Origin of the sequence: Pantoea sp. USHLN298, assembly GCF_037149395.1 — a bacterium.
Lineage (GTDB): Bacteria > Pseudomonadota > Gammaproteobacteria > Enterobacterales > Enterobacteriaceae > Pantoea > Pantoea astica.
Genome location: NZ_JBBCRO010000004.1, coordinates 431,364 through 456,279, shown reverse-complemented (window position 1 = coordinate 456,279; position 24,916 = coordinate 431,364). Strand labels below are relative to the sequence as shown.

27 protein-coding genes and 1 tRNA gene are annotated in these 24,916 nt (G+C 56.3%); 13 read left to right on the top strand and 15 right to left on the bottom strand.

Annotated elements, in window-relative coordinates; all coding sequences use genetic code 11:
• Positions 1-44: 44 nt before the first annotated feature.
• Positions 45-1,139 (top strand): YncE family protein, encoded by a 1,095-nt coding sequence (locus tag WFK59_RS13055; protein ID WP_336755954.1) that lies wholly within the window; start codon positions 45-47, stop codon positions 1,137-1,139.
• A gap of 58 nt (positions 1,140-1,197) precedes the next feature.
• Here the strand turns inward: WFK59_RS13055 and WFK59_RS13050 are convergent, their stop codons facing one another.
• The 4 genes from WFK59_RS13050 to WFK59_RS13035 form a co-directional block, all read right to left on the bottom strand.
• Positions 1,198-1,491, bottom strand: coding sequence for a DUF1330 domain-containing protein (locus WFK59_RS13050; protein WP_233985521.1), 294 nt, complete (start codon positions 1,489-1,491; stop codon positions 1,198-1,200).
• An 11-nt stretch (positions 1,492-1,502) separates the two neighbouring features.
• On the bottom strand, positions 1,503-2,366 hold the full coding sequence (yghU, locus tag WFK59_RS13045; RefSeq protein ID WP_233985520.1) for a glutathione-dependent disulfide-bond oxidoreductase: 864 nt from the start codon (positions 2,364-2,366) through the stop codon (positions 1,503-1,505).
• A gap of 217 nt (positions 2,367-2,583) precedes the next feature.
• Positions 2,584-3,468 (bottom strand): sugar phosphate isomerase/epimerase family protein, encoded by an 885-nt coding sequence (locus WFK59_RS13040; RefSeq protein WP_233985519.1) that lies wholly within the window; start codon positions 3,466-3,468, stop codon positions 2,584-2,586.
• A gap of 18 nt (positions 3,469-3,486) precedes the next feature.
• The gene (locus tag WFK59_RS13035) at positions 3,487-4,530 is read right to left on the bottom strand and encodes a Gfo/Idh/MocA family protein (RefSeq protein WP_336755953.1); all 1,044 of its coding nucleotides are present in this window, start codon (positions 4,528-4,530) and stop codon (positions 3,487-3,489) included.
• 335 nt (positions 4,531-4,865) lie between these two features.
• On the opposite strand from WFK59_RS13035, the gene WFK59_RS13030 reads away from it, so the two are divergent.
• The 4 genes from WFK59_RS13030 to WFK59_RS13015 all read left to right on the top strand — a co-directional run bounded on the left by WFK59_RS13030 (position 4,866) and on the right by WFK59_RS13015 (position 8,387).
• Positions 4,866-5,891, top strand: coding sequence for a LacI family DNA-binding transcriptional regulator (locus tag WFK59_RS13030; protein WP_233985517.1), 1,026 nt, complete (start codon positions 4,866-4,868; stop codon positions 5,889-5,891).
• Between the two features lie 150 nt (positions 5,892-6,041).
• Positions 6,042-6,965: a TIM barrel protein gene (locus WFK59_RS13025; protein WP_336755952.1), complete on the top strand. Its 924-nt coding sequence runs from the start codon at positions 6,042-6,044 to the stop codon at positions 6,963-6,965.
• A 10-nt stretch (positions 6,966-6,975) separates the two neighbouring features.
• Entirely contained in the window at positions 6,976-8,145 is a 1,170-nt protein-coding gene (locus tag WFK59_RS13020) for a Gfo/Idh/MocA family protein (RefSeq protein WP_233985515.1), read from the top strand.
• 8 nt (positions 8,146-8,153) lie between these two features.
• Complete coding sequence (locus WFK59_RS13015; RefSeq protein ID WP_336755951.1) at positions 8,154-8,387, top strand: hypothetical protein; 234 nt, start codon at positions 8,154-8,156, stop codon at positions 8,385-8,387.
• Between the two features lie 3 nt (positions 8,388-8,390).
• On the opposite strand, the gene WFK59_RS13010 is transcribed toward WFK59_RS13015, so the two are convergent.
• The 6 genes from WFK59_RS13010 to aspA form a co-directional block, all read right to left on the bottom strand.
• A tRNA-Phe gene (locus WFK59_RS13010) sits at positions 8,391-8,466 on the bottom strand.
• Between the two features lie 107 nt (positions 8,467-8,573).
• On the bottom strand, positions 8,574-9,152 hold the full coding sequence (gene dicD / locus WFK59_RS13005) for a division control transcriptional repressor DicD (RefSeq protein ID WP_233985510.1): 579 nt from the start codon (positions 9,150-9,152) through the stop codon (positions 8,574-8,576).
• 65 nt (positions 9,153-9,217) lie between these two features.
• The gene (locus WFK59_RS13000; RefSeq protein ID WP_336755950.1) at positions 9,218-10,918 is read right to left on the bottom strand and encodes a protein-disulfide reductase DsbD; all 1,701 of its coding nucleotides are present in this window, start codon (positions 10,916-10,918) and stop codon (positions 9,218-9,220) included.
• Positions 10,894-11,208, bottom strand: a complete 315-nt coding sequence (gene cutA, locus WFK59_RS12995; protein ID WP_233985508.1) for a divalent cation tolerance protein CutA — start codon at positions 11,206-11,208, stop codon at positions 10,894-10,896. Before cutA ends, WFK59_RS13000 begins: the two co-directional genes overlap by 25 nt.
• Before the next feature lie 64 nt (positions 11,209-11,272).
• Positions 11,273-12,574 (bottom strand): anaerobic C4-dicarboxylate transporter, encoded by a 1,302-nt coding sequence (locus tag WFK59_RS12990; RefSeq protein ID WP_233985507.1) that lies wholly within the window; start codon positions 12,572-12,574, stop codon positions 11,273-11,275.
• A 111-nt stretch (positions 12,575-12,685) separates the two neighbouring features.
• Positions 12,686-14,122 carry an aspartate ammonia-lyase gene (gene aspA / locus WFK59_RS12985; protein WP_233985506.1) on the bottom strand — a complete coding sequence of 479 codons (1,437 nt, stop codon included), beginning with the start codon at positions 14,120-14,122 and terminating at the stop codon, positions 12,686-12,688.
• 328 nt (positions 14,123-14,450) lie between these two features.
• Between aspA and WFK59_RS12980 the strand changes: the two genes are divergently transcribed.
• From WFK59_RS12980 to WFK59_RS12965, 4 genes are all read left to right on the top strand, one after another.
• Positions 14,451-14,912, top strand: coding sequence for an FxsA family protein (locus WFK59_RS12980; RefSeq protein WP_233985505.1), 462 nt, complete (start codon positions 14,451-14,453; stop codon positions 14,910-14,912).
• A gap of 240 nt (positions 14,913-15,152) precedes the next feature.
• Positions 15,153-15,446, top strand: a complete 294-nt coding sequence (locus WFK59_RS12975) for a co-chaperone GroES (protein WP_003848316.1) — start codon at positions 15,153-15,155, stop codon at positions 15,444-15,446.
• A gap of 48 nt (positions 15,447-15,494) precedes the next feature.
• The gene (groL, locus tag WFK59_RS12970; RefSeq protein ID WP_094122227.1) at positions 15,495-17,144 is read left to right on the top strand and encodes a chaperonin GroEL; all 1,650 of its coding nucleotides are present in this window, start codon (positions 15,495-15,497) and stop codon (positions 17,142-17,144) included.
• Between the two features lie 312 nt (positions 17,145-17,456).
• Complete coding sequence (locus WFK59_RS12965) at positions 17,457-17,804, top strand: DUF4156 domain-containing protein (RefSeq protein WP_233985503.1); 348 nt, start codon at positions 17,457-17,459, stop codon at positions 17,802-17,804.
• A 53-nt stretch (positions 17,805-17,857) separates the two neighbouring features.
• On the opposite strand, the gene epmB is transcribed toward WFK59_RS12965, so the two are convergent.
• Positions 17,858-18,886, bottom strand: a complete 1,029-nt coding sequence (gene epmB / locus WFK59_RS12960) for an EF-P beta-lysylation protein EpmB (protein WP_336755949.1) — start codon at positions 18,884-18,886, stop codon at positions 17,858-17,860.
• A gap of 43 nt (positions 18,887-18,929) precedes the next feature.
• Between epmB and efp the strand changes: the two genes are divergently transcribed.
• From efp to WFK59_RS12945, 3 genes are all read left to right on the top strand, one after another.
• Entirely contained in the window at positions 18,930-19,496 is a 567-nt protein-coding gene (efp, locus tag WFK59_RS12955; RefSeq protein WP_233985501.1) for an elongation factor P, read from the top strand.
• Positions 19,497-19,546: 50 nt separating this feature from the next.
• Positions 19,547-19,678 carry an entericidin A/B family lipoprotein gene (locus WFK59_RS12950; protein WP_031375467.1) on the top strand — a complete coding sequence of 44 codons (132 nt, stop codon included), beginning with the start codon at positions 19,547-19,549 and terminating at the stop codon, positions 19,676-19,678.
• A 103-nt stretch (positions 19,679-19,781) separates the two neighbouring features.
• Positions 19,782-19,916 (top strand): entericidin A/B family lipoprotein, encoded by a 135-nt coding sequence (locus WFK59_RS12945; protein ID WP_233985500.1) that lies wholly within the window; start codon positions 19,782-19,784, stop codon positions 19,914-19,916.
• Positions 19,917-19,970: 54 nt separating this feature from the next.
• Here WFK59_RS12945 and WFK59_RS12940 read toward each other — a convergent pair whose 3' ends face one another.
• On the bottom strand, positions 19,971-20,495 hold the full coding sequence (locus WFK59_RS12940) for a lipocalin family protein (protein WP_336755948.1): 525 nt from the start codon (positions 20,493-20,495) through the stop codon (positions 19,971-19,973).
• A 135-nt stretch (positions 20,496-20,630) separates the two neighbouring features.
• Here WFK59_RS12940 and epmA point away from each other — a divergent pair, with 135 nt between their 5' ends.
• Positions 20,631-21,608, top strand: a complete 978-nt coding sequence (epmA, locus tag WFK59_RS12935) for an elongation factor P--(R)-beta-lysine ligase (RefSeq protein ID WP_233985498.1) — start codon at positions 20,631-20,633, stop codon at positions 21,606-21,608.
• Positions 21,609-21,778: 170 nt separating this feature from the next.
• Here the strand turns inward: epmA and degS are convergent, their stop codons facing one another.
• From degS to zapG, 3 genes are all read right to left on the bottom strand, one after another.
• Complete coding sequence (degS, locus tag WFK59_RS12930; RefSeq protein ID WP_233985497.1) at positions 21,779-22,840, bottom strand: outer membrane-stress sensor serine endopeptidase DegS; 1,062 nt, start codon at positions 22,838-22,840, stop codon at positions 21,779-21,781.
• Positions 22,841-22,929: 89 nt separating this feature from the next.
• A complete protein-coding gene (gene degQ, locus WFK59_RS12925) occupies positions 22,930-24,303 on the bottom strand; it encodes a serine endoprotease DegQ (RefSeq protein WP_233985496.1) in 1,374 nt (457 codons plus the stop codon).
• A gap of 110 nt (positions 24,304-24,413) precedes the next feature.
• Positions 24,414-24,815, bottom strand: a complete 402-nt coding sequence (zapG, locus tag WFK59_RS12920; RefSeq protein ID WP_233985495.1) for a Z-ring associated protein ZapG — start codon at positions 24,813-24,815, stop codon at positions 24,414-24,416.
• Positions 24,816-24,916 lie beyond the last annotated feature (101 nt).

The window sequence follows — 24,916 nt, the reverse complement described above, 5'->3', positions numbered from 1 at the left end:
GCCGCGGTCTGACGGAAGCCGTTCGCCTCTTACTGGAGTTAAGAATGAAAACCTTGTTCAGCCCGCGTAAAGCGGCACTCGTTCTGGCGATTGCCACCACGTTCAGCCTGACGGCCTGTCAGTTCCCGGCGCGAAAAGCAGACACCAGCACGCCTGTCACGCTGGAAACCTCAGGTCAGGGCAAACTGACGCAACGCGAACTGGGTGAAGGCCTGTACGAAATGGCTTATCTGCCCGCCAAAAATGCACTCTATGTGGCCAGCGCGCAGGGCTTCAAAGAGGTCAGCGGCGGCATGATTTATCGGCTGGATGCCACGACCCTGAAGACCACCGGCGAAGGGCATTACGACCTGAAAAACTTCGGTCTGATTAGCGCACCCGACGGCAGCGCGCTCTATACCACCAATTCGCTCGATGGCGGCATCTCACAAATCGATCCGGAAAGCGGTAAGGTGCTGAAGCGCCTGATGTTCAGTGAGAAAAATGAAAAAGGGTTGCCGTTCGGGACGCGGGAAATTTTCCTGCACGATGGGCTGCTGTATGTCGGCGGCGTAGGCGATCCCGGTCTCATCTGGGTGGTCGATGCAAAAACCCTGACGCTGAAAACCCGCATCAAAAATGCCGGAAAATGGGTCACCGGCATCATCTATTCCCCGGTCAGCGATAGAATTTATGCCGCCAACGGCAGCGGCGAAATCCTGGTGATCAACCCGCGGAATAACAAAATTGAACAGCGGCTGACCGCAGGTGACGGCAAAGAGTATCTGTTCCTCAATATGGCGGAAGATCCGGCGACCGGCCGGCTGTTTGTCACCGATAATTCAAAGGCAAAAAATACGCTGGTGTTCGATGAGCGCAGCGGTAAGGTGATTAAGCGGCTGGATCTGGGGGATTCGCTGGGAATTAAATTCAACGGCAAGCGCAATGAGATCTACATCAGTCAGCGTGAGTCGAAGAAAGTGCTGCAACTGGATGGCACCACCTATGCAGTGAAAAATAGCTGGTCGTTCGACGGCCATCCCAACAGTCTGCTGGTGTCGCCTGATGGTCAGACACTGTATGTCACGGTGAAACAGGGCGTTAACCCGGATCACAGCAGTCAGGGGCTGGACAGCGTGGTACGGATCGGACTGGAGTAACGGATGCAGGCGGCAGCGTTGCCGCCTGCACATTCAGGGACGCGACGGCGTCCCTTTTTTATTTCTCGACACCCTGAACCAGGATCGCGCGGTAGTTGGCCCCTTTCAGGCGATGCACTTTGGCTGCCTGATATTCCGGGCTGTCATACCAGGCGTGTGCCGCTTCGCGGGTTGGAAATTCCAGAATCACCACGCCTTCTGCTTCCTGACCTTCCAGCGTTTCCAGCTCGCCATAAAAAGCCAGCGGGGTGATCGGATGATCGCCGCGTGCCTGGCCCGCTTTCTCGGCGTAGATCGCCATTTCATCATCGTTCAGGGTGTTATCACGAATAAATACGACGTAAGCACTCACAGGGTGTCTCCTTAAGCTTTTTTATCCTGGGTCTGGGTATCAAAGTCAGATGCATCATGACGCTCATGCAGCTGATCGGCCGGGTCGCCCATCACACGGTTAACCTTGCGGCCACGGATCACGGCAGGTCGCTGGGCAATCTCTTTCGCCCAACGCACCACATTTTTATAGGACTGCACATCGAGGAACTCAGCGCCACCATACTGGTCGTTCAGCACCAGATTGCCGTACCACGGCCAGGTCGCGATGTCGGCGATGGTGTAATCGTCACCGGCGAGGTAGCGATGGTCCGCCAGCTGGCGATCCAGCACGTCGAGCTGACGTTTGGCTTCCAGGGTAAAGCGGTTGATGGCGTATTCAATTTTCTCTGGCGCATAGTGATAGAAATGGCCGAAACCGCCGCCCAGATAAGGCGCGGAGCCTTGCAGCCAGAACAGCCAGTTCAGCGTTTCGGTGCGTTGCGCCAGATCTTTTGGCAGGAAGTAGCCAAACTTTTCCGCCAGATAGAGCAGGATATTGCCCGACTCGAATACCCGAATCGGCGGCGTGGCGGAGTGGTCACTCAGCGCCGGAATTTTGGAGTTGGGATTTACTTCAACAAAACCACTGGAGAACTGATCGCCTTCGCCAATGCGGATCAGCCAGGCATCATATTCGGCATCAATCACGTTCAGCGCCAGCAACTCTTCCAGCAGGATAGTCACTTTCTGGCCGTTCGGGGTGCCGAGCGAATAGAGCTGCAAAGGGTGCTTGCCGACCGGCAACGCTTTTTCATGGGTAGGGCCAGCGAACGGACGATTGGTTTTCGCGCCGTTGCCCTTTGCTTCAGGGTCCCAGTTCCAGACTTTTGCGGGCTGATATGCATTTTCCGACATAGTGAAGGTTCGCCTTTGTGTGATGTTTGTCTGGAGTGTAGCAGGTGAAAAAAAGCCGGTTTAACTCTGCTGGCGGTGATCGCGGTCTGACAAATTGTCTGTCGTCCGGGTTATCGGCTGGGGGAGAAGTGAGAGACGACGGGCAAATAGTGCCCGCCGCGCGGACGGCGAGGCGGGCAGAGAAGAGGCAAAGCGCGGCCAGTGGCGGCCAGCGAGGTTATTTGCTCAGTAATTCGCGCTCAATCAGTTCACGGGTTTGTACCGCCTGCACCTTCATTTTCTCCGGATAACCAAACAGCGAGGCGGCGATGATCGGCTCGCCACCGACTTTGTAACTGCGTGTGGCAAAGTGAGTGTCGCGCAGCGTCTGGAATAGCGTATCGAAGTCGACTTCACCTTCGCCGACACCGACATGCTGGTGAATCGTGGCATCAACGCCAGGCGGGTTAACGATGTAGCGGCAATGTTTGGTGTGGTTCATGGTGTCCGCGATCAGCATGTGTGACAGGTCATCACCGGCATACTCCAGCATCGGTTTCACATCGCCTTTGCCTTTGTCATAGAAGAAGGTGTGCGGCGCACTGTAGATATACTTGACGTTATCACTGCGGAACGACTTCACGATATCCACCGTTTCGTTGTTCTCTTCGCAGAAATCCCACGGGTGCGCCTGAATCTCGATGCGGATACCTTCACGTTCGATAATCGGCAGCAGTTCATCCATTGAACGATAAAACATCTCTTCACAAATTTCCGGCTCGTTAGGCGTGCCGGAGAGTTCGGTGTTGATCACCTGCACACCCATCTCAACCGCAATCTCAATCATCCGTTTCCAGTTCTTCACCGCGGCCTGACGGCGGAGTTCGTCCGGACCGGACCAGCGATAGACCACGATAAACGAGGAGATCTCCAGCCCGGTGGCGTTGAGCGCATTCTTATATTCCGTCATGATTTCACGGCTGGCTTTGGGATGCTTATAGAACGGGTTGATCTGCGGATGCGGCGACTGTTCGATATATTTATATCCCCAGTCAGCCACCTGATGGACCATGCGGGTGATGCCCAGGTCTTTGATCACATCCACATCAAAAGCGATTTTCATCTGTCTGCTCCGGAAACATTAAGGTTGCTGTTCTTCATTAAACGTGACGCCGATCTGCTGTCTGACGTTATCCATGATGGCTAAGGTGGTGATTGCCTGATCGAGCGGATGGTTCGGTGAGTCGATCAGGTTCTGCCCGATACACCAGGCGAAGTGGTTGATTTCATGGCACAGTTGCTGATAGCGGTTGGCAGGCTCTTGCCACTGCAGGCTATGGCGTCGATCGCTGGAGGTCAGGCGAAAGTGACCCGGCGCGTAGAACTGACCGTCCAGCACCAGGCTGGCATCGCGCCCGGCAATCACCGCACCGCCTGGCGTGTTGCTGAACAGCGTGGTATTCAGCAGTGACTGCATACCGTGATGATGGGTCAGCAACATTGAGGTCTGGCCGTTTACGCTGCCGCCCGGCACCGGCTGGCCCTGGGCGATGATGCTGTCGGGTGCGCCGCCACCGATAAATACGCTAAGAGCCACCAGATAGCTGCCGAGATCCAGCATCGGTCCGCCAGCCAGATCGTGATTAAAGATGCGGTGATCCGCGGTAAAATATTCGCCATGATCGGCGATCAGCGTATGAACATCGCCAAGCACGCCATCCGCCAGCAACTGACGGATCACGTCATATTTTGGCGCGAAGTTGCACCACATCGCTTCGATGCACAACAGATTACGGGCCGCCGCCGCCTGCTTCAGCTGAGTCGCCTGCTGCGCATTCAGCGCCAGCGGCTTCTCAATCAGCAGATGCTTTCCCGCCGCGATAGCGCGCAGGCCATCCGGAAAATGGTGGTTATGTGGCGTAGCGATATACACCGCGTCGACATCATCCCGTGCCAGCAGCGCATCCATGCTGCTGGCCGCATAAGCGATCGACCATTTTTCGGCAAACGCCTGCGCTTTGGCCGGGTTGCGTGCTGCCACCGCCGTCAGTTGCTGATCGGTGTGATGACGCAGCGCATGGGCAAAGTGATCGGCAATCCAGCCGGGCCCGATAATTCCCCAGCGTAGCGGCGGCAGGGTTCGGGCGTCAGGTAAGCGTGGGGCAGGAAGCGTTGAAGGAAACATAGCCAGTCCTTGTTATCGGTGCAGGGTCCAGTCAGAACCCCACTATAGGAAGCCTGCTGCCACCGCTCTATTGTTTCGATGATGGGATTCCATCATGCGGTTTAGCGTCAGATTGATCCCCGTTTTAGCAAATGCCCGTTTTAAACAGAATCCAAAAAGGAATAAATATTTCATTTTGCGAAGGGGATCAAAATAATGAGGTGTTTCCTATCAAATAAATGAGAGAAAATGATCGGGCTTGCGGCAGCCGTGACTTTCTGGTGCCAGAGCAGCGCAGATATTGTCAGGGAGTTATCCCGTGACGGTAAACGAGAAGTGATACAGGGAGAGGATGGATGTCAAAAGTCACCATGACGGCAATTGCTCACGCGGCAGGCGTGGGGGTTGCGACGGTCGATCGGGTGCTGAACCGCCGTGCGCCGGTGCGAAGCGCAACCGAGCAGAAGGTGCTGGCGGCGGCCCGGCAGCTTGGTTATCGGCTGCCTGCGGCGTACAGCCTGCCGGCGGCGCAATCGGCAGCGGTTCAGTTGCGCTTTGGTTTTATCCTGCTGCCGGCCCGTTATTCGTTTTATCAGCAATTGAGTGAAGCGCTGCAACAGCGGGCGCGCGGGCATCAGCCGCCGGGCAGCGAAACCGAATTTCGCTGGCACGATATTCACGAAGTGGAGGCGGTGGCTCGCTCTCTGCGCCAGCTGGCTCAGTGTTGTGATGTGATTGGTCTGGTGGCGCTGGATCATCCGCTGATTCGTCACGCGATTCAGGATGTGTCGCGGCTGGGCGTGCGGGTTTACGCGCTGTTGTCAGATTTCTCGCCCTGTGAGCACGCCGGTTTTATCGGCATTGATAACCAGAAAGCGGGGCGCACCGCCGGATGGATGGCACAGCACCTGTTGCGGCAGCCGGGATGCGTCGGCGTGCTGCTGGGCGACCATCGCTTTACCTGCCAGGAGCGCTGTGAGATCAGCTTCCGCTCTTACCTGCGCGAGTCGGGCGTCAGTCAGCGGGTACTCGAACCGTTAAAAACCCACGAATCCAATGAGGGCGGCTATCAGGCAACCCGGCAGTTACTGGCGGCGCATGACGATCTGGTGATGATCTATGCGCCCTGCGGCGGCATTGAGGGCGTGGTACAGGCCCTGCGTGACAGTGGACGTCGCCAGATTGATCTGCTGTGCCACGGTCCGCTACCCGGCGATGAACTGGCGCTGATTGACGGCACGATATCGCTGATGCTGCGCCATCGGCTTGATGTGATGGCCGATGTGGTGATCGCCACATGCCTGAACGGCGGTACGGAACAGCGCGATCACTTTGCTCAGGTCACGCTGCCGTTTGAGGTGGTGACGCGGGAAAACCTGTAAAATCCGCCAGATAGAGCGGTTATGATAAAAAACTATCATGAAATGAAATATTTAAACGCGATCTCTATCAAAAAATGAAACTTTCATTGTTGTCTGGGATGAAATTTTTATTTGATACTGCCTGCGATCCTTACCATAAAGGCAGATATCATGACCCTACATATTGCAAACGCGCCCTGCAGCTGGGGCGTTGACGATCCGAATAATCCGTTTCTGCCGCCCTGGCAGAAAGTGCTGACCGAAGCCGCCCAGGCGGGTTACCGCAGTATCGAGCTGGGACCCTGGGGCTATTTGCCCACCGATCCCGAAGAACTGACCCGGCAGCTTAATGACCATCAGCTGTCGCTGGTGGCGGGCACGCTTTTTGATGACTTAGTCAGCGAAGCGCATTTTCCCTCGCTGGTGACGCTGACGCATAACCTGTGCCGCAACCTGGCGCGGGTGCCGACCGCCGCGAAAAGCCACTCAACCAATGCGCCAGCGCCTTACCTGGTGATTATCGATTTCGGCAATCCGCTGCGGGCGAAATATGCTGGTCAGTCAGACAAAGCGCCGCGACTCTCCGATGAGGCGTGGCAACGCATGATGCAGCACATCACCACGCTGAGTCAGATCGCCTGGCAGGAGTATGGCGTGCGGCCGGTGATCCATCCGCACGTCGGCGGTTATATCGAGTTTGCTGATGAACTGGCGCGGCTGGTGAATGATATTCCGCATCAGGTCGCTGGTTTATGCCTTGATACCGGCCATCTCTACTATGCCGGTATGGACCCGATTGAAGCACTGCAACGTTACTGGACGCGTATCGACTACCTGCATTTCAAAGACGTTAATCATGCGCGCTGGCGCGACGCGATTACGCGCGGGCTCGACTTTTTTAGCGCCTGCGCTGAAGGCGTGCTGTGTCCGCTGGGGCAGGGCACGATTGACTATCCGGCGGTGCGCGCGCTGCTGGCCGAACGTGACTATCAGGGCTGGATCACCATCGAACAGGAACGTGACCCACGCCAGGCCGACACCAGCCTGGCTGATGTCACCGCCAGCCTGAACTACCTGCGCTCAATCGGATTCTGAGGACAACATCATGATTAACGGTAAAAAAGCACTGAATCGCTCACTGCGCTGGGGCATGGTCGGCGGCGGCGGAACCAGCCAGATTGGCTATATCCACCGTTCTGCGGCGCAGCGCGATGGCAACTTCTCGCTGCTGGCGGGCGCCTTTGATATCGACGCCGCGCGCGGGCGTGAATTTGGCAATGCGCTTGGTGTGGCATCTGAACGCTGTTATCCCGATTACGCCAGCCTGTTTACCGCAGAAGCGGAACGGGAAGATGGCATTGAAGCGGTCTCGATTGCCACACCCAACAATACCCATTTCGCCATTTGTCGGGCAGCGCTGAACGCCGGACTGCATGTGGTGTGCGAGAAGCCGCTCTGCTTCACCGTCGAAGAGGCGGATGAGCTGGAACGGCTGAGCCGGGAGAAGCAGAAGGTGGTCGGCGTGACCTACGGCTATGCCGGACATCAGCTGGTCCATCAGGCGCGCGAGATGATCGCTGCCGGTGCGCTGGGTGAGATCCGCATCGTCAATATGCAGTTTGCGCATGGCTTCCACAATGAGGCAGTCGAGTTGCAAAGCGAAAGTACCCGCTGGCGGGTCGATCCGCGCTTTGTCGGGCCAAGTTATGTGCTGGGCGATCTCGCCACGCATCCGCTGTTTATCGCGGAAACGATGCTGCCGCAGCTGAAAGTGACACGGCTGCTCTGTTCACGTCAGAGCTTTGTCGCTAGCCGCGCACCACTGGAGGATAATGCCTTTGTGATGATGGAATATGACAACGGGGCGGTTGGTACGCTCTGGGCCTCAGCGGTGAATGCTGGCTCAATGCACGGACAGAAAATTCGGGTTGTCGGCTCAAAAGCCAGCCTGGAGTGGTGGGATGAGCAGCCGAACCAGCTACGTTACGAAGTGCAGGGCGAGCCGGTGCGGATTCTGGAGCGCGGCATGGGCTATCTCAGTCCGCGCGCGCTGGAAGAGGACCGCATCGGCGGAGGGCATACTGAAGGTTTATTTGAGGCCTGGTCGAATCTCTATCGGCGCTTCGCGCTGGCGATGGATGCCACCGATCGGCGTGACAGCGCCTTCCTGCAGGATTTCTGGTATCCCGATGTGCATGCCGGATTAATGGGCGTGCGCTGGGTGGCGCAGTGTGTGAAATCCGCGGATGCCGGCGCGGTGTGGGTCGATTGCTGAAGTGAGGCGTGGATCGCACCGTCGATGACGGGTTCGCCGCCCGGAAACGCAAAAACCCGCCAGAGGCGGGTTCTTTAAAGATGGTGCCCGAACCCGGACAAAAATGCCGGGAGCATTTTTGCATCGCGCGCCTGCGCGCGAACCCGCAGGGCGAGCCACAGGGATGTGGCGAGGTCATCGAACCTTCGATGACGGGTTCGTCGCCCGGAAACGCAAAAACCCGCCAGAGGCGGGTTCTTTAAAGATGGTGCCCGAACCCGGAATCGAACCAGGGACACGGGGATTTTCAATCCCCTGCTCTACCGACTGAGCTATTCGGGCAACGGGGCGCATTAAACCGTAAAGGCCGCCGGGCGTCAACGGCTTTCACCAAAAAACCACGGGAAACGTGACTGATTGCCTGCTTTTCAGTCAAAGCGGGTAAAACCTCAGGCCAGCGCGCCGTTTTTACGGCACAGCGCAATGCTGTAAACATCTTCCGCCAGCCGCTGAGCGGTAGCGACATCCTGCACGTTGCGCTTCACCAGCAGTTTGCTGAGACAGCCTTCCAGAATCAGCTCCATCTGATCGGCCACCATGCTCGGGTTATCCAGCGCCTGTTCCAGCAGAATCTCATGGGTGAACTGCCAGGAGGCGCGCTTCTGCTGCTCCGCCAGCTGATGAATCGGCTGGTCCGGCTGCGGATAGAAACTGCAGGCGGCAATAAACAGACAGCCAGGGAAACGGCCTTTGCTGACGTGTTCGCTTAACACTTCATAGCGCGCCATCAGCTTCTGTTCCGGCGACAGTGCCTCATCCAGCAGGATCTGACGCCGCCAGGTATCAATCTGCTGGGCGTGATAGCGCAGCGCATCGTAGAGCAGGGCGTCACGATCGGGCCAGAACAGCCGGAGCTGTTCGAGCGAAAGGTCGGTCTGGCCCGCCAGGGTTTCCAATGAGAGGGTGGCGGCGAGGCCGTTCTGTTCAAGCACATTCAATGCATGCTCGAGTATTTGTTCACGCTGCAAGTGACTCTCCTCTGGTATGCAGGCCCGGCGTTTTACACCGGGCAATTGCCTGACTCCAGTGTTGTTTATCGGGTGAGTTTCTGCAAATGCGCCTGGAAATCGGCAGCATTGAGAAACCCGGTGATGCGCGAATCAGCAATCTCATGACCCTGCGCATCAAAGAATAAAATGGTCGGTAATCCCAGCACCTGAAGATGCTGCAACAGCGCATTATCGCTGGCGCTATTGGCGGTGACATTAGCCTGTAATAGCTGCACCTGGCTCAGGCTATCGCGTACCGCGCTGTCGCTAAAGGTGTATTTTTCAAACTCTTTGCAGGCGACACACCAGTCGGCATAGAGATCGACCATGGTGATGCGGCCATTGGCCTGTTGCAGCGCTGTCTGTAACTGTTGCGGCGTCTGGATGGTCTGGAACGGCAGGTGTGCCACCGTCTGCTGCGCGGTCGGGCCACCAAAGGCCCAGTCCTGTAGCGGACGGGCGCTGATCAGGGCCGCAGCCAGCACGATAATCTGCACCACGCGCCACTTGCCGCTGCTGGCGCGCAGGCTGACGCTGAACGCCCAGCCAAAGAACGCCACGCCCAGCAGGCTCCACAGCCGCAATCCCCATAGCTCGCCCAGCACCCGTTCCATCAGGAAAACCGGTAGCGCAAGGATGACGAAACCAAACCCCTCTTTAACCGTCTGCATCCACGGCCCGCTCTTCGGCAATAGCTTATTGCCAAACAGGGTGACGGCAATCAGCGGTAAGCCCATGCCAACCGCATAGAGCCACAGGGTACCGGCACCGGCCCACAGATTACCGCTCTGCGCGATATAGAGCAGAATGGCGCTGAGCGGCGCGGTAGTGCAGGGGGAGCAGATTAAACCGGCCAGCGCGCCCATCAAAAATACGCCGGGCAGCGAGCCGCCCTGCTGGCGATTACTCCACAGGGTTAAGCGGGTTTGCAGGCTGGCGGGCAACTGCAGCGTAAACAGGCCGAACATCGACAGCGCCAGCACGATAAACAGCAGCGACAGCGCCGACAGCACCCAGGGATGCTGCAACGCCGCCTGGAAACGCAGACCGGCAGCGGCCACCACCAGACCCAGCAGGGTGTAGGTCAGCGCCATGCCCTGCACATAGACCATCGCCAGTGCAAACAGCCGGCCAAACGAATAGTGGCGCTGGCCGCCGAGAATAATGCCGGAAATTAGCGGATACATGGGCAACACACAGGGCGTGAAGGCGACGCCAATACCAATCAGCAGCGCCCACAGCGGTGAAAAGGGCAGCGGCGTGGCGGGTGCAGGCGGCAGGCTTACCACCGGCGGGGCGCTACTGGCCGTGACCGGACTCAGCGGAACGGTGCGGGTTTCAGGCGGATAGCAGAACCCGGCAGCGGCACAGCCCTGATAAGTGACGCTCAGCGTGGCACCGCTGGCGGCCTGTAGCAGCGTCACCGGCACCGTCAGATCCTGCGGATAGATCTCACTCTTGCCATAAAATTCATCTTCATGCGGCTGTCCGGCGGGCAGCGTCAGCGGTGCCAGCGTGGCATTGGCTGGCGTGAGGTGAATCTGCTGACGATAGAGGTAGTAGCCCGATTTGACTTTCCAGTGCAGATTGAGCTGCGCGCCCTGCTGGTCGAAGTCAAAACCAAACGCCTGATCGACCGGCACAAAACGACTACTGGCGGTGTTGGAAAAAAGGGAAGCGTGCGCCTGCAGGCTGATAAACAGCGCCAGCAGCAGCGTAATTAAGCGAGAGATGCGTGCAGCCATGACAAGTATTCACTGTCTCCATGTTGAACCGGTAGCGCCAGCAGTTCCGGCACCTCGTAGGGATGCGCCTGTTTGATCAGATCGAACAATGCCTGCTGGTGATCGCTATCGCATTTCAGCAGCATCTGCACTTCGCTGCTCTGTTCGAGCTGGCCCTGCCAGAGGTAAAGCGAGGTCGCGCCCGGCAGCAGCGTGACGCAGGCCGCCAGTCTGGCCTCAAGCGCCAGGGTGGCCAGACGTTGCGCCGTCGCCTGATCGGGCGCGGTACAAAGGATAACGACGGCATTCATCGCAATGCTCCTGTTTCAAAGAGCGCCGATGATAGCACGCTCAGACAGCGATGCCGTTATCGGGCTATAGCAGCATCCCGCCGAAGATAAAGCCAGCCATCACCGACAGCGTAATGGCGATCACGCCGGGAATAATAAAGGCATGGTTGAAAACAAACTTGCCAATCCGGGTCGATCCGGTGTCGTCCATCTCCACCGCCGCCAGTAAGGTAGGGTAAGTCGGCAGCACGAACAGCGCCGAAGCCGCCGCAAAGGAGGCGATGGCGGTAAGCGGCGAGACGCCGAGCAGCAGGGCGGCTGGCATCAGCGCTTTGGTGGTCGCAGCCTGCGAATAGAGCAGCATCGAGGCGAAGAACAGCACCAGCGCCAGCATCCAGGGATAGGTTTTCAGGGCATCGCCGGCCAGCATCTGAATATCCGCCAGATGGGCTTTAACGAAGGTATCGCCCAGCCAGGCGACGCCCATCACGCAGATACAGGCGCTCATGCCAGACTTAAAGGTGCTGGCGCTGAGGATCTCGCCGGTATCCAGTTTGCAGCTAAGGCTGATCAGCGTGGCGATGGTCAGCATAAACACCACAATCGCTTCATTGCGCGGCAGCGGCGGATTAACGATCAGCCCAACGCTGGGGCTGGTAGCGGTGGCGTAAAGCACCACGGCGATGATGCCAACCAGAAACAGCAGCACCGATTTTTTTGCGCCCGGTTTCGGCTGATAGACGCTGGCACCGCGAAGTCTGACTTCGCCTTTGGCAAGACGCGCCTGATAAACCTCATCATCTTTAAGCTCTTTGCCAAGGAAGTTGGTGACCAGCGCCGCCAGAAACAGGCCGACCATGGTTGAGGGAATCGCGATAGCCAGCAGCGTAATGTAGCTGACGCCGCGCGGTTCAAGCAGGGTCGCGAAGAATACCACCGCAGCGGAAAGCGGCGAGGCGGTGATGGCAATCTGTGAGGCGACCACGGCGATGGAGAGCGGACGGGAAGGACGCACGCCTTGCTCTTTCGCCACTTCCGCAATCACCGGCAATGTCGAGAAGGCGGTATGGCCGGTGCCGGCCAGCAGCGTCATCAGGTAGGTGACCAGCGGGGCCAGCAGCGTGACGTGACGCGGATGCCGGCGCAGCAGCCGTTCGGCCAGGCTCACCAGATAATCCATTCCGCCTGCGACCTGCATGGCGGCGATGGCGGCGATCACCGCCATGATAATTTCGATCACGTCGAACGGGATGGTGCCTGGCGGCAGGCCGAAGCCCAGCGTCAGGATCAGTACGCCCATTCCGCCTGCGAACCCGATGCCGATGCCGCCGAGACGCGCACCCAACCAGATCGCCAGCAACACGACAAGCAGCTCAACCACAAACATGCATCACTCCTGAATATTTAACCTGCGAGAATCTGTTGTGCTGTTTACCAAAGAAAAAGGCACACCGTGTTGATCGCGGTGTGCCTTTAGTTAACCAGCGTGGGTTAAACCTTACTGCTCGTTTTCGTCGGTATAACGTTTCGCTTTATAAACCGGATACATCAGGTTCTGTACCGAGAAAATATCGTCCAGTTCGCTTTCGGTCAGCAGTCCGCGTTCCAGCACCACTTCACGCACGCTCTTACCGGTTTCCGCGCAGATTTTGCCGACGATATCGCCGTTGTGGTGGCCGATGTAAGGATTGAGGTAAGTGACAATGCCGATCGAGTTGAAGACATAGGCTTCGCACACCGCGCGGTTGGCGGTAATGCCGTTGACGCACTTTTCCAGCAGGTTGTAGCAGGCGTTGGTCAGGATGCTGATCGATTCAAACAGCGCCTGGCCGATAACCGGCTCCATCACGTTGAGCTGCAGCTGGCCCGCTTCAGAGGCCATCGTCACGGTGATGTCGTTGCCAATCACTTTGAAGCAGACCTGATTCACCACTTCCGGCACCACCGGATTGACTTTGGCTGGCATGATCGACGAACCCGCCTGCAATTCCGGCAGGTTAATTTCATTCAGGCCAGCACGCGGACCTGAGGAGAGCAGGCGCAGGTCATTACAGATCTTAGAGAGTTTCACTGCCAGGCGTTTCAGTGACGAATGCACCATTACGTAGGCGCCACAGTCGGAGGTCGCTTCGATCAGATCTTCCGCCGGCACCACCGGCAGGTTGCTGACTTCCGCCAGACGCTGCACCGCAAGGTGCTGATAGCCATCTGGCGTGTTCAGGCGAGTACCGATAGCGGTGGCGCCGAGGTTCACTTCCAGCAGCAGCTCGCCGGTGCGCAGAATGCTTTTGGTCTCTTCATTCAGCAGCACGCTGAAGGCGTGAAATTCCTGACCCAGCGTCATCGGCACCGCATCCTGCAACTGGGTACGGCCCATTTTCAGGATGGTCTGGAACTCGTCAGCTTTGCGCTGGAAACCTTCGGCCAGCTGACTGATGCCATCCAGCAGCTTCAGCAGGGAACTGTAGACCGCGATACGGAAACCGGTCGGGTAGGCGTCGTTGGTTGACTGGCATTTATTGACGTGATCGTTAGGGTTGAGGTACTGATATTCCCCTTTCTGGTGTCCCATCAGCTCCAGCCCGATGTTCGCCAGCACCTCATTAGTATTCATGTTAACCGAGGTTCCGGCGCCGCCCTGATAGACATCGACCGGGAACTGATCCATGCAGCGACCGTTGTTAAGCACTTCGTCACAGGCCTGAATGATGGTATTGGCGATGTTACGCGGGATGGTTTGCAGCTCTTTGTTGGCCATTGCTGCCGCTTTTTTGACCATCACCATACCGCGGACAAATTCAGGTATGTCGCTGATTTTACTATTGCTGATGTAAAAATTCTCAATCGCACGCAGAGTATGAACGCCATAATAGGCATCCGCCGGCACTTCGCGCATACCTAACAGGTCTTCTTCGATACGAATGTTGTTCGCCATGATAACCTTCTTGTTGTTGCCGCTAACCATCACAGAGGATGTGTTTATTTCGTCGTGGTGTACCCGTACCGACATTTTATCCGTCTTCATACTGGTGAGCACGATCATATTCTGATGCATCAGAAAAGCACGCATGCAGATCACTTAACGCTGCCGTCAGGTTAACGATATGTGAAGTTGGTTACAAAATTAACCCTGCGGGATAAATTTGACAGGATCGGTTGAAAAAGGCGGCACGGGTGCCCATCTCTTTTCTTATCATCACTGAGATGAACGCTTTCTGCTGATCGGCACGCTGCCGGTCAGCCCTCACTTACAGGAGAGTACGGTGCGCTGGATACCGTTATTAGTCTTTTTTGTCCTGGCCTGGATCGAAATTTCGCTGTTTATTCAGGTCGCACACGTCATGGGCGTGCTGCTCACCATGCTGCTGGTGATCTTTACCTCATGCATCGGGGTCTCGCTGGTCAAAAATCAGGGCATGAAAAACTTCATGCTGATGCAGGAGAAGCTGGCGCGTAACGAAAGCCCGGCCAAAGAGATGATCAAAAGCGTGTCGCTGATCATCGCCGGTTTCCTGCTGCTGCTGCCCGGCTTCTTTACCGATCTGCTGGGCCTGCTGTTGCTGTTGCCGCCGGTGCAAAAGCATCTGACCCTGAAGCTGATGCCGCATCTGCGCGTCTGGCGCGGTCCGGGCGCCGGACCGGACAGCGGCTATACCATGGATGGCGAGTTCGAGCGCAAAAACAGCGATCGCCTTGAGCACCATGACGATCCCAAAGATCGCTGATGCCGTTATCAGCACGGTAAAACGCAACCTTCGGGTTGCGTTTTTTATTTCCGGCGGCGATCTTTGCGCCGGTTGCTCAAAAAGCCATCACTTATCACATCTGCGTAAAAAATTTGTTGTCCGCCCCCTTGAAAGAGGGTGGCGGCGGCCCTATCTCTCAGGTCACGAGGCCGGAAGCCATGCAGCCCGGTGTTCAACCCCAAAACTGAATGATTGGACTTCTCAAAGGAGAGCTATCAAATGAAAATTCGTCCATTGCACGATCGCGTTATCGTCAAGCGTAAAGAAGTTGAAGCTAAATCAGCTGGCGGCATCGTGCTGACCGGTTCTGCAGCCGGCAAATCCACTCGTGGTGAAGTGCTGGCTGTCGGCAACGGCCGCATCCTTGAGAGTGGTGACGTTAAGCCGCTGGACGTGAAAGTGGGTGACGTCGTGATCTTCAACGAAGGTTATGGCGCGAAAACCGAGAAAATCGACAACGAAGAGGTGCTGATCATCTCTGAGAGCGACATTCTGGCCGTTGTTGAAGCGTAATTTTTTCGCGTAATTCACTGAACGAAACGAATTTAAGGGATATTTAAAATGGCAGCTAAAGACGTAAAATTCGGTAATGACGCACGCGTAAAAATGCTGCGTGGCGTGAACGTACTGGCAGATGCAGTAAAAGTTACCCTGGGCCCGAAAGGCCGTAACGTGGTTCTGGATAAATCTTTTGGTGCACCGACCATCACTAAAGATGGTGTTTCTGTGGCACGTGAAATCGAACTGGAAGACAAGTTCGAGAACATGGGCGCGCAGATGGTGAAAGAAGTGGCCTCTAAAGCGAACGACGCTGCGGGCGACGGTACCACCACAGCGACCGTTCTGGCGCAGTCTATCATCACCGAAGGCCTGAAAGCGGTTGCCGCGGGTATGAACCCGATGGACCTGAAGCGCGGTATCGACCAGGCAGTTATCGCTGCGGTTGAGAAACTGAAAGCGCTGTCTGTACCTTGCTCAGACTCTAAAGCAATTGCGCAGGTGGGTACGATCTCTGCTAACTCCGATGAAACCGTGGGCCAGCTGATTGCTCAGGCGATGGAGAAAGTGGGTAAAGAAGGCGTGATCACCGTTGAAGAAGGCACCGGCCTGCAGGACGAGCTGGATGTGGTTGAAGGTATGCAGTTTGATCGCGGCTACCTGTCACCTTACTTCATCAACAAGCCAGAAACCGGTGCGGTTGAACTGGAATCTCCATTCATCCTGCTGGCTGACAAGAAAATCTCTAACATCCGTGAAATGCTGCCAGTACTGGAAGCCGTGGCGAAAGCGGGCAAACCTCTGCTGATCATCGCGGAAGACGTAGAAGGCGAAGCGCTGGCAACGCTGGTGGTTAACACCATGCGCGGCATCGTGAAAGTGGCTGCGGTTAAAGCACCAGGCTTCGGCGACCGTCGTAAAGCCATGCTGCAGGATATCGCTATCCTGACCGGCGGTACCGTGATTTCTGAAGAGATCGGTATGGAGCTGGAAAAAGCGGCTCTGGAAGATCTGGGTCAGGCAAAACGCGTTGTGATCAACAAAGACACCACCACCATCATCGACGGTGTGGGTGAAGAAGCGACGATTCAGGGCCGTGTAACCCAGATTCGTCAGCAGATCGAAGAAGCAACCTCTGACTACGATAAAGAAAAACTGCAGGAGCGCGTAGCGAAACTGGCAGGCGGCGTTGCCGTTCTGAAAGTGGGCGCAGCGACTGAAGTTGAAATGAAAGAGAAGAAAGCCCGCGTTGAAGATGCCCTGCACGCAACCCGTGCTGCGGTAGAAGAAGGCGTGGTTGCTGGTGGTGGTGTGGCGCTGGTTCGCGTTGCTGCACAGCTGGCCGATCTGCGTGGTCAGAACGAAGATCAGAACGTCGGTATCAAAGTTGCGCTGCGCGCAATGGAATCTCCACTGCGTCAGATCGTTTCTAACGCCGGTGAAGAGCCATCTGTCGTCGCTAACAACGTGAAAGCGGGCGACGGTAACTACGGTTACAACGCACAGACTGAAGAGTACGGCAACATGATCGACTTCGGTATCCTGGACCCAACCAAAGTGACCCGTTCTGCTCTGCAGTACGCGGCCTCTGTTGCGGGTCTGATGATCACCACCGAATGTATGGTCACTGACCTGCCAAAAGGCGACGCACCTGATTTAGGCGGCGGCGCTGGCGGTATGGGTGGCATGGGCGGTATGGGCGGCATGATGTAATCTGCCGTTGACTGCTTAAGTCATCAGGAACCCCCGATCGGAAACGGTCGGGGGTTTTTCTTTTGGGGCGGAAAATAGTATAAGTAGTGGCGCAATCGTTCGTCTTTTCTCTTGATATGTCACGCTGTCTGCGAGGGCATCGCTGGATCTACTGGTTAAAATCAGTTCATCAGGATCGGCACGCTTGCCAGGCTGCTGGCGGCATGAAATATTGAGACGATATAACGGGATAGGGCAATGAATGTGCAGAAAGAAAACATCGCTTTCTGCTACGCTGCCACCCGACTCTGATGATAATAAATGGGGATTACAATGCGGATTAACCTCTTGCTCGGACTGACGGCTGGCGCGTTATTGCTGGCGGGCTGTAGCAGCTCTACTCAACTCTCCTCGGCAGGCCAGCGCGTGACTTTTACCGATCAGCAGCCCGGCAGTGAGTGTCAGCTTCTGGGGAATCTTACCGGCTCACAGAGTAACTGGCTGAGCGGTGCAGGTGGAGAGAGCAGCGCCCTGCGCGGTGCGGCAAATGATCTGCGCAACCGGGCAGCGGAAATGGGCGGCAACGTGATCTACGGTGCGACCAGCCCGACGCAGAACCTGCTGTCTGCCTTCGCGCCACTCGACAGCAAAATGACCGGCCAGGTTTATAAGTGCCCGTAATGTAAATCCGGCATGATGCCTTCTTCCGACGGCCGGCCTTGCGCCGGCCGTTTTTATTCCTGCCGCAACTGCAGATCGAGTGGTGTTTTACTCGGTTCGCCGCCAATTTCCCGCGCCAGCTTTGGCACCAGATAACCGGAGACCTGCGACAGCAGAGCCCGCACCAGCTGACGCGCCTCGTCATCAGAGACGTAAAAATGCGCGGCACCCTGTACCTTATCCAGCACGTGCAGGTAATAGGGCAGAATGCCCGCATCGAACAGCGCATTACTCAGCGTCGCCAGGGTCTGTGCATTGTCGTTGACGCCACGCAGCAGCACGCTCTGGTTAAGCAGCGTGACGCCCGCACGTTTCAGGTCACCCATCGCCTCACGCAGCGCGTCGTCAATCTCCTGCGCATGGTTAATGTGCGTGACCATCAGCACCTGCAGCCGCGTTTCGCTCAGCAGCTGACAGAGTGCGTCGGTAATCCGCGCCGGGATCACCACCGGTAAACGACTATGGATACGCAGCCGTTTCAGGTGCGGGATTTTCTCCAGCGCCGCAATCAGCCAGGCGAGCTCATGATCTTTTGCCATCAGCGGATCGCCGCCAGAGAAAATGATCTCATCCAGCTCCGGATGAGCAGCGATATAGTCCAGCGCCGCCTGCCAGTTACGTTTATTTCCCTGATTATCCTGATAAGGAAAATGACGACGGAAACAGTAGCGACAGTTGACCGCGCAGCCGCCTTTCACCAGCAATAAAGCGCGGTTTCGGTATTTATGCAGCAAGCCAGGGACAACGTTGCTTTGTTCATCCAGCGGATCGGTGCTATAACCTGGCGCATCGATGAATTCCTGGCGACGGGTCAGTACCTGAAGCAGCAGCGGGTCGTGCGCATCACCTTTCTTCATCCGGTTGATAAACGCATGAGGAACGCGCAAGGCGAAAAGACGCCGCGCGTCCGCACCTTCGGCCAGCTCGGTATGCTGATCCAGCGCTAAAATCCGCAGTAATTCATCAGGTTCAGTGACAACATCAGCAAGTTGCTGCAACCAATCTTCTCTGGAAGGTGTTTTTAGGGTTACAATGTGTGCCATTTTTTTGGCTTAGTACCAGTATCAATTTTCGTAGAGGGCCTTCATGGCGACTTATTCTAGCAACGATTTCCGTCCCGGTCTTAAAATCATGTTCGAAGGCGAGCCGTATGCCATCGAATCCAGTGAGTTCGTTAAACCGGGTAAAGGTCAGGCATTCGCGCGCGTTAAAATGCGTCGCCTGCTGACGGGTTCTCGCGTTGAGAAAACTTTCAAATCCACCGACTCCGCCGAAGGCGCAGACGTTATGGATACTAACCTGAACTACCTGTACAACGACGGTGAGTTCTACCACTTCATGCACCCGGAAAGCTTCGAGCAGTTCCAGGTTGAAGAGAAGACCGTCAGCGATGCCGCCAAATGGCTGCAGGATAACGCTGAATGTATCGTTACGCTGTGGAATGGCCGTCCGATCGCCGTTCAGCCGCCGAACTTTATCGAAGCTGAAATCATCGAAACCGATCCAGGCCTGAAAGGTGACACCGCAGGTACCGGCGGTAAGCCAGCCAAGCTCTCAACTGGCGCAGTGGTGAAAGTGCCATTGTTCGTACAAGAGGGCGAAGTGGTGAAAGTTGACACCCGCTCTGGCGAATACGTGTCACGCGTAAAATAAGTGCCGCAGGCGCATCCTCAGATGCGCCTTTTTCTTGTGTGAGTGAAAAAATGAAAAAGCTGGCAAAATTAATCGCATTCGCGTTGCTGGTCTCCTCTGCGCTGAGCGCCTGCAACACTTTCCACGGTTTTGGCGAAGATGTCTCCCACTTAGGTGGTGCCATTTCGCGTGCGGCAAACTGACTGTTAAACATCGTCTATTTTGTGGACTCGCCAGCGGCAGTCGTCGGAAATCCGGCTATGCTTAAAGCGCTGTACTTTTACATCCATCAAAAAGGACATTGTTATGTTAAAGAAAAGTATTGTCACACTCTTATCTGTACTGTTTCTCTCTTCACTGCTGACGGCCTGTAATACCACGCGTGGCGTGGGTGAAGACGTCGAAGCGGGTGGTCAGGCGATTCAAAACAGCACTAAGTAAACCGCTATTCCAACCGGTACGAAACACGTTTCGTACCGGCTGTTCGTTTCCGCACTATTTCTGTTTTACCCAGATTAACTCGTCAACCGGGAATCCATCCCGGCGTGCCTGATCGACCAGCTTCTCTTTCACGCCTGGCTCCAGTTGCGGAGTCCGCGAAAGAATCCACAGATAGTGACGATTCGGTCCGCACACCAGCGCATAGCGGTAGTCCGGGTCGAGGGCGATAACGTTATAGCCGCCGTAAAAGGGGCCAAAGAAGGAAACTTTCAACGCCGCGCGTTGCGGATCGCCGGTAAAGTACGCCTTGCCGATGCTCTCCTGCCAGCGCTGTTTCTTCACGTTGTAGCCACGATTGATCACCTTCAGACCGCCATCGTCGCGCGGACTGTAGTTCGCCGTCACCTGTTCAAGGCCGCGTTCAAAAGGGTGATTCAGACGGGCAATCTCATACCACTGGCCGAGGTAGCGCTGGCTGTCAAAGTTTTCAATCACGGTGACGTTCTTTGGCGGCGTGGTGCTACAGGCGACGGAGAGAAAGGCGCTCAGGCTGGCAATAACGGTTTTCCATGGAGACATAGTGGGATTCCTTTGTGATTTAACTGTTTAAGTATAGAAGCCGAAACGCTGTTTTTGGCAGCGCGGGCGCGAGATTGTTTGCCGCAGGTATTGCAGGTAGACTTCCACCCCTTATTTGTATCAGGAGTCATCACCATGAGCGAAACGGCAAGCTGGCAACCAAGCGCATCCATCGCCAATTTGTTAAAACGCGCGGCGATTTTAGCCGAAGTGCGTCGTTTCTTTGCCGATCGTGGCGTACTGGAAGTGGATACGCCGGCGATGAGTCAGGCGACGATTACCGATATCCATCTGGTGCCGTTCCAGACGCGGTTTGTCGGGCCGGGTGCCGCGCAGGGGCGCGATCTCTGGCTGATGACCAGCCCGGAATATCACATGAAGCGCCTGCTGGCTGCTGGCAGCGGGCCGATTTACCAGATGGCGCGCAGTTTCCGTAATGAGGAAGCGGGCCGTCACCATAACCCGGAATTTACCATGCTGGAGTGGTATCGGCCGCACTACGACATGTATCGTCTGATGAATGAAGTCGACGATCTGATGCAACAGGTGCTGGAGTGCGACAGCGCGGAATCCCTCTCCTATCAGCAGGCGTTTATTCGTCATCTTGAAATCGATCCGCTCTCTGCGGACAAGGCGCAGCTGCGTGAAGTGGCAGAAAAGCTGGGCGAAGGCGAACTGGCGCGGGCGGAAGACGATCGCGATACCCTGCTGATGCTGCTGTTTATGCTGGGCGTGGAACCGAAGATTGGCCAGGATAAGCCTTGCTTCGTTTATCATTTCCCGGCCAGCCAGGCGGCACTGGCGGAGATCAGTACCGAGGATCACCGCGTCGCTGAGCGCTTCGAGGTCTATTACAAGGGCATCGAACTGGCGAACGGTTTCCGTGAACTGACGGACAGCCGTGAACAGCGTCAGCGCTTCGAGCAGGATAATCGCCGTCGTGCGGCGCGTGGCCTGCCGCAACATCCCATCGATACTCATCTGCTGGATGCGCTGGCGCATGGGATGCCCGCCTGTTCCGGCGTCGCGCTCGGCGTGGATCGGCTGATTATGCTGGCGCTGAAAGCGGAGTCATTGAGTGATGTAATCGCGTTTCCGGTGGATCGTTGCTAACCATCTGGCGGGAAAAAGGTGGAAAGGGCAGGGATGGCCCAGCCGATCGCAAAGGAGACCTACTTCCCTATAGGTCGGCCTCACCTTCCTGGCTCGGACGCTTTGCTCTTCAGCTGGGCCAGCCCTGCCTGTCAGGCTAAATCATGGCGGCTGGCATGCCGCGTGCTGTGCTACTGGCTGCTGTCAGGAAACTCCTGAATGGTGACCGGCAGCGTCAGCGTCTGATCGTTACGCAATACCTGCACATCAATCACTGAACCCGGGCGAATCTCAGCCACCTGGTCCATCGTCTCCTGCGCGGAAACCGCTGGCTTGCCGTTGACGCTCAGCAACACATCATTGGCCTGAATACCGGCTTTATCGGCCGGACCGTCCGGGGTCACCACGCTAACGATAATGCCCTGTACCCGATCCAGACTGCTGCCCTGACCATGCAGTGGCGGCAGTTCGCGCCCGGTGATACCAATGTAGCCACGAATCACCCGGCCATCACGAATCAGCTTATCCATGATCTTCGAGGCCAGCGCAGTCGGAATAGCGAATCCAATGCCTTCCGGCGTTTCGCCATCATTGCTTTTGTCGAAGGTCAGGGTATTGATGCCCATCAGTTCGCCCAGCGAGTTGATCAGCGCACCGCCAGAGTTGCCCTGGTTAATCGAGGCGTCGGTTTGCAGGAAGTTTTGCCGGCCCGAAGAACTTAATCCTACCCGGCCGGTGGCGCTGATAATTCCCTGGGTGACCGTCTGGCCGAGGTTATAGGGGTTGCCGATCGCCATCACCACGTCGCCGATATGGGCCAGACGTTTAGGATTGATCGGGATAACAGGCAGGCTGGAGGCGGTGATTTTCAACACCGCCAGATCGGTCATGGCGTCTGAGCCCACCAGCGTCGCTTCAAAGAAACGGCCATCCTGCAGCGCCACAATAATCTGGTCGGCATTGTTGATGACATGCTTATTGGTGAGGATGTAGCCTTTTGCGTTCATGATCACCCCTGAACCCAGGGTAGTGATGCCGCGATTGTTATTGCCATGCGCGCTACGGTTGTAGACGTTCACGACTGCAGGCACAGCGCGGCGCACCCCCTGGTTAAAGCTAAAGGGAGTTTCGTCGTTACTGTCTTCGTGGTTATAGAGGGCGTCGCTGCCCATACGCAGTGCAGGCAGTGCTGCGAGCAAAATACCCGCCACAATCAGGCCCAGCACCACGGCACGCAAAAGTTTAAGAAACATGGTGTTAAATTACGCCAGGGGAGATCGCTGGGCAGAATAACATGAGAGCGGCGGACACACACGCGCTTGTGTCCGCCATAATGCGAGGTTTATCTCAACAACAGATAGATACTTTCGTCGCCGCGTACCACATTCAGCGCCAGTACCGGCGGTTTGCCTTCCAGCACTTTACGCATTTCCGCGATCGACTGAACGCGGTTGCGGTTAACGCCAACAATCACGTCATCTTTTTGCAGGCCAACCTGTTCCGCCGGCGTGCCTTTCTCGATGGTATCGACCTTCACCCCTTTATCACCGGTTTTGGTCTGGCCATCACTCAGCGTGGCACCCTGAAGTGCCGGCGACATCAATTGGGCACTGGCAGTGGTTTGTGCGCTTTGCTCCAGCGTGACGGTCACCGTGACCGGCTTACCTTCACGCAGCAAGCCGAGCTTCACCTGCTCGCCTGGCGCGGTGGTGCCGATCTTCACCCGCAGTTCGGCGAAGCTGGTAATCGGTTTGTCATTCACGGAGGTGATGATATCGCCGGACTTCACGCCCGCTTTCTGGGCTGCTGACTGCGGCAGCACTTCTGAGACAAAGGCACCGCGCTGCGCATCGACGTTAAACGCCTTGGCCATATCCGCGGTCATTTCAGTGCCTTTAATGCCGAGCTGGCCGCGCTTCACTTCGCCATATTTGATCAGCTGCTGAGCGAGATTCATCGCCATATCGCTGGGAATGGCAAAGCCGATGCCGATGTTACCGCCGCTTGAGGCCAGAATCGCCGTGTTAATGCCGATCAGTTCGCCATTCAGATTGACCAGCGCACCGCCTGAGTTACCGCGGTTAATCGCCGCATCGGTCTGGATAAAGTTTTCCAGTCCTTCCAGATTCAGGCCGCTACGCCCCAGCGCCGAGATAATACCGGAGGTTGCGGTCTGACCCAGACCAAACGGGTTACCGATCGCCACGGCGAAATCACCCACCTTCAGCTGATCGGAATCGGCCACTTTTACCTGAGTCAGGTTTTTTGCACCCTGGATCTGAATTAAGGCGATATCGGTCTGCTCATCATGGCCGATCAGTTTGGCTTCATATTCGCTGCCGTCGCCCAACTGCACATTAATCTTATCCGCGCCGTTGACCACATGGTTATTGGTCAGCACGTAACCTTTGGCGGCGTCGATGATTACCCCTGAGCCGAGTCCTTCAAAGGGCTGGGGCTGATTATTTCCGCCAGGCATCTGGCCGAAGAAGCGTTTCAGTGGTTCAGGAATATCCTGGCCCTGAGACGCTGACTCGGTGCCTTCAACGTGAACGCTGACCACGGCGGGCAGCACTTTCTCCAGCATCGGCGCCAGGCTTGGCAGCGGTTGACCGGCGATTTGTGCCGGTAGCGTTGCCATCGCGTCTGGCGCGGCGGCAAGGCTCATCCCAATACTCAAGGCTAATGCGCTAAACAGTCGGGCTTGTTTTTTCATTGCTACAACGCTCTCGCTGCAAAAAGTGGGAGGAATAAATCAGTGTGACAGTCGTTTGAGGTCAGGGTTCGCAAAAAACGTGGGCGCAGACCGGCTGCGCCCCATAAAGATTAGTCGCGGGCAGGGCGCTCGCCGCGCAGTAAACCGGATGCCCCTTCAGAGTAGTCACGCGGCATCTGTACCGGGACCTGATCGTTATCGGCTTCCGCCTCGGTCAGCTGATAGGCAAACGGGTTTTTCTCACCCGGCAGATTAGGCAGCAGGTCGTTAGAACCTTTCGCCATATGCTGATAGAGCTGACGATAGTCGCGTGCCATGTTGTCCAGCAGCTCCGCACTCTGCGCGAAGTGATTGGTCAGCTCTTCGCGATAATCTGACAGTTCCGCTTTGGTTTTTTCCAGTTCGTACTGCATGCTGCGCTGCTCACGCAATTTCCTGTTGCCAAAACGCATCGCGACTGCGCCGACAATAATGCCTACCACTAAACCAATTAGCCCGTATTCCCAGGTCATAATGACTCCCGTGTTATTTCCGTTGTTCCGTAGGGCATTGCACCATTTCAATAGTAGTCACTATACCCGTTAATCTTATGGATGTGGAACTCTGGAGCGGC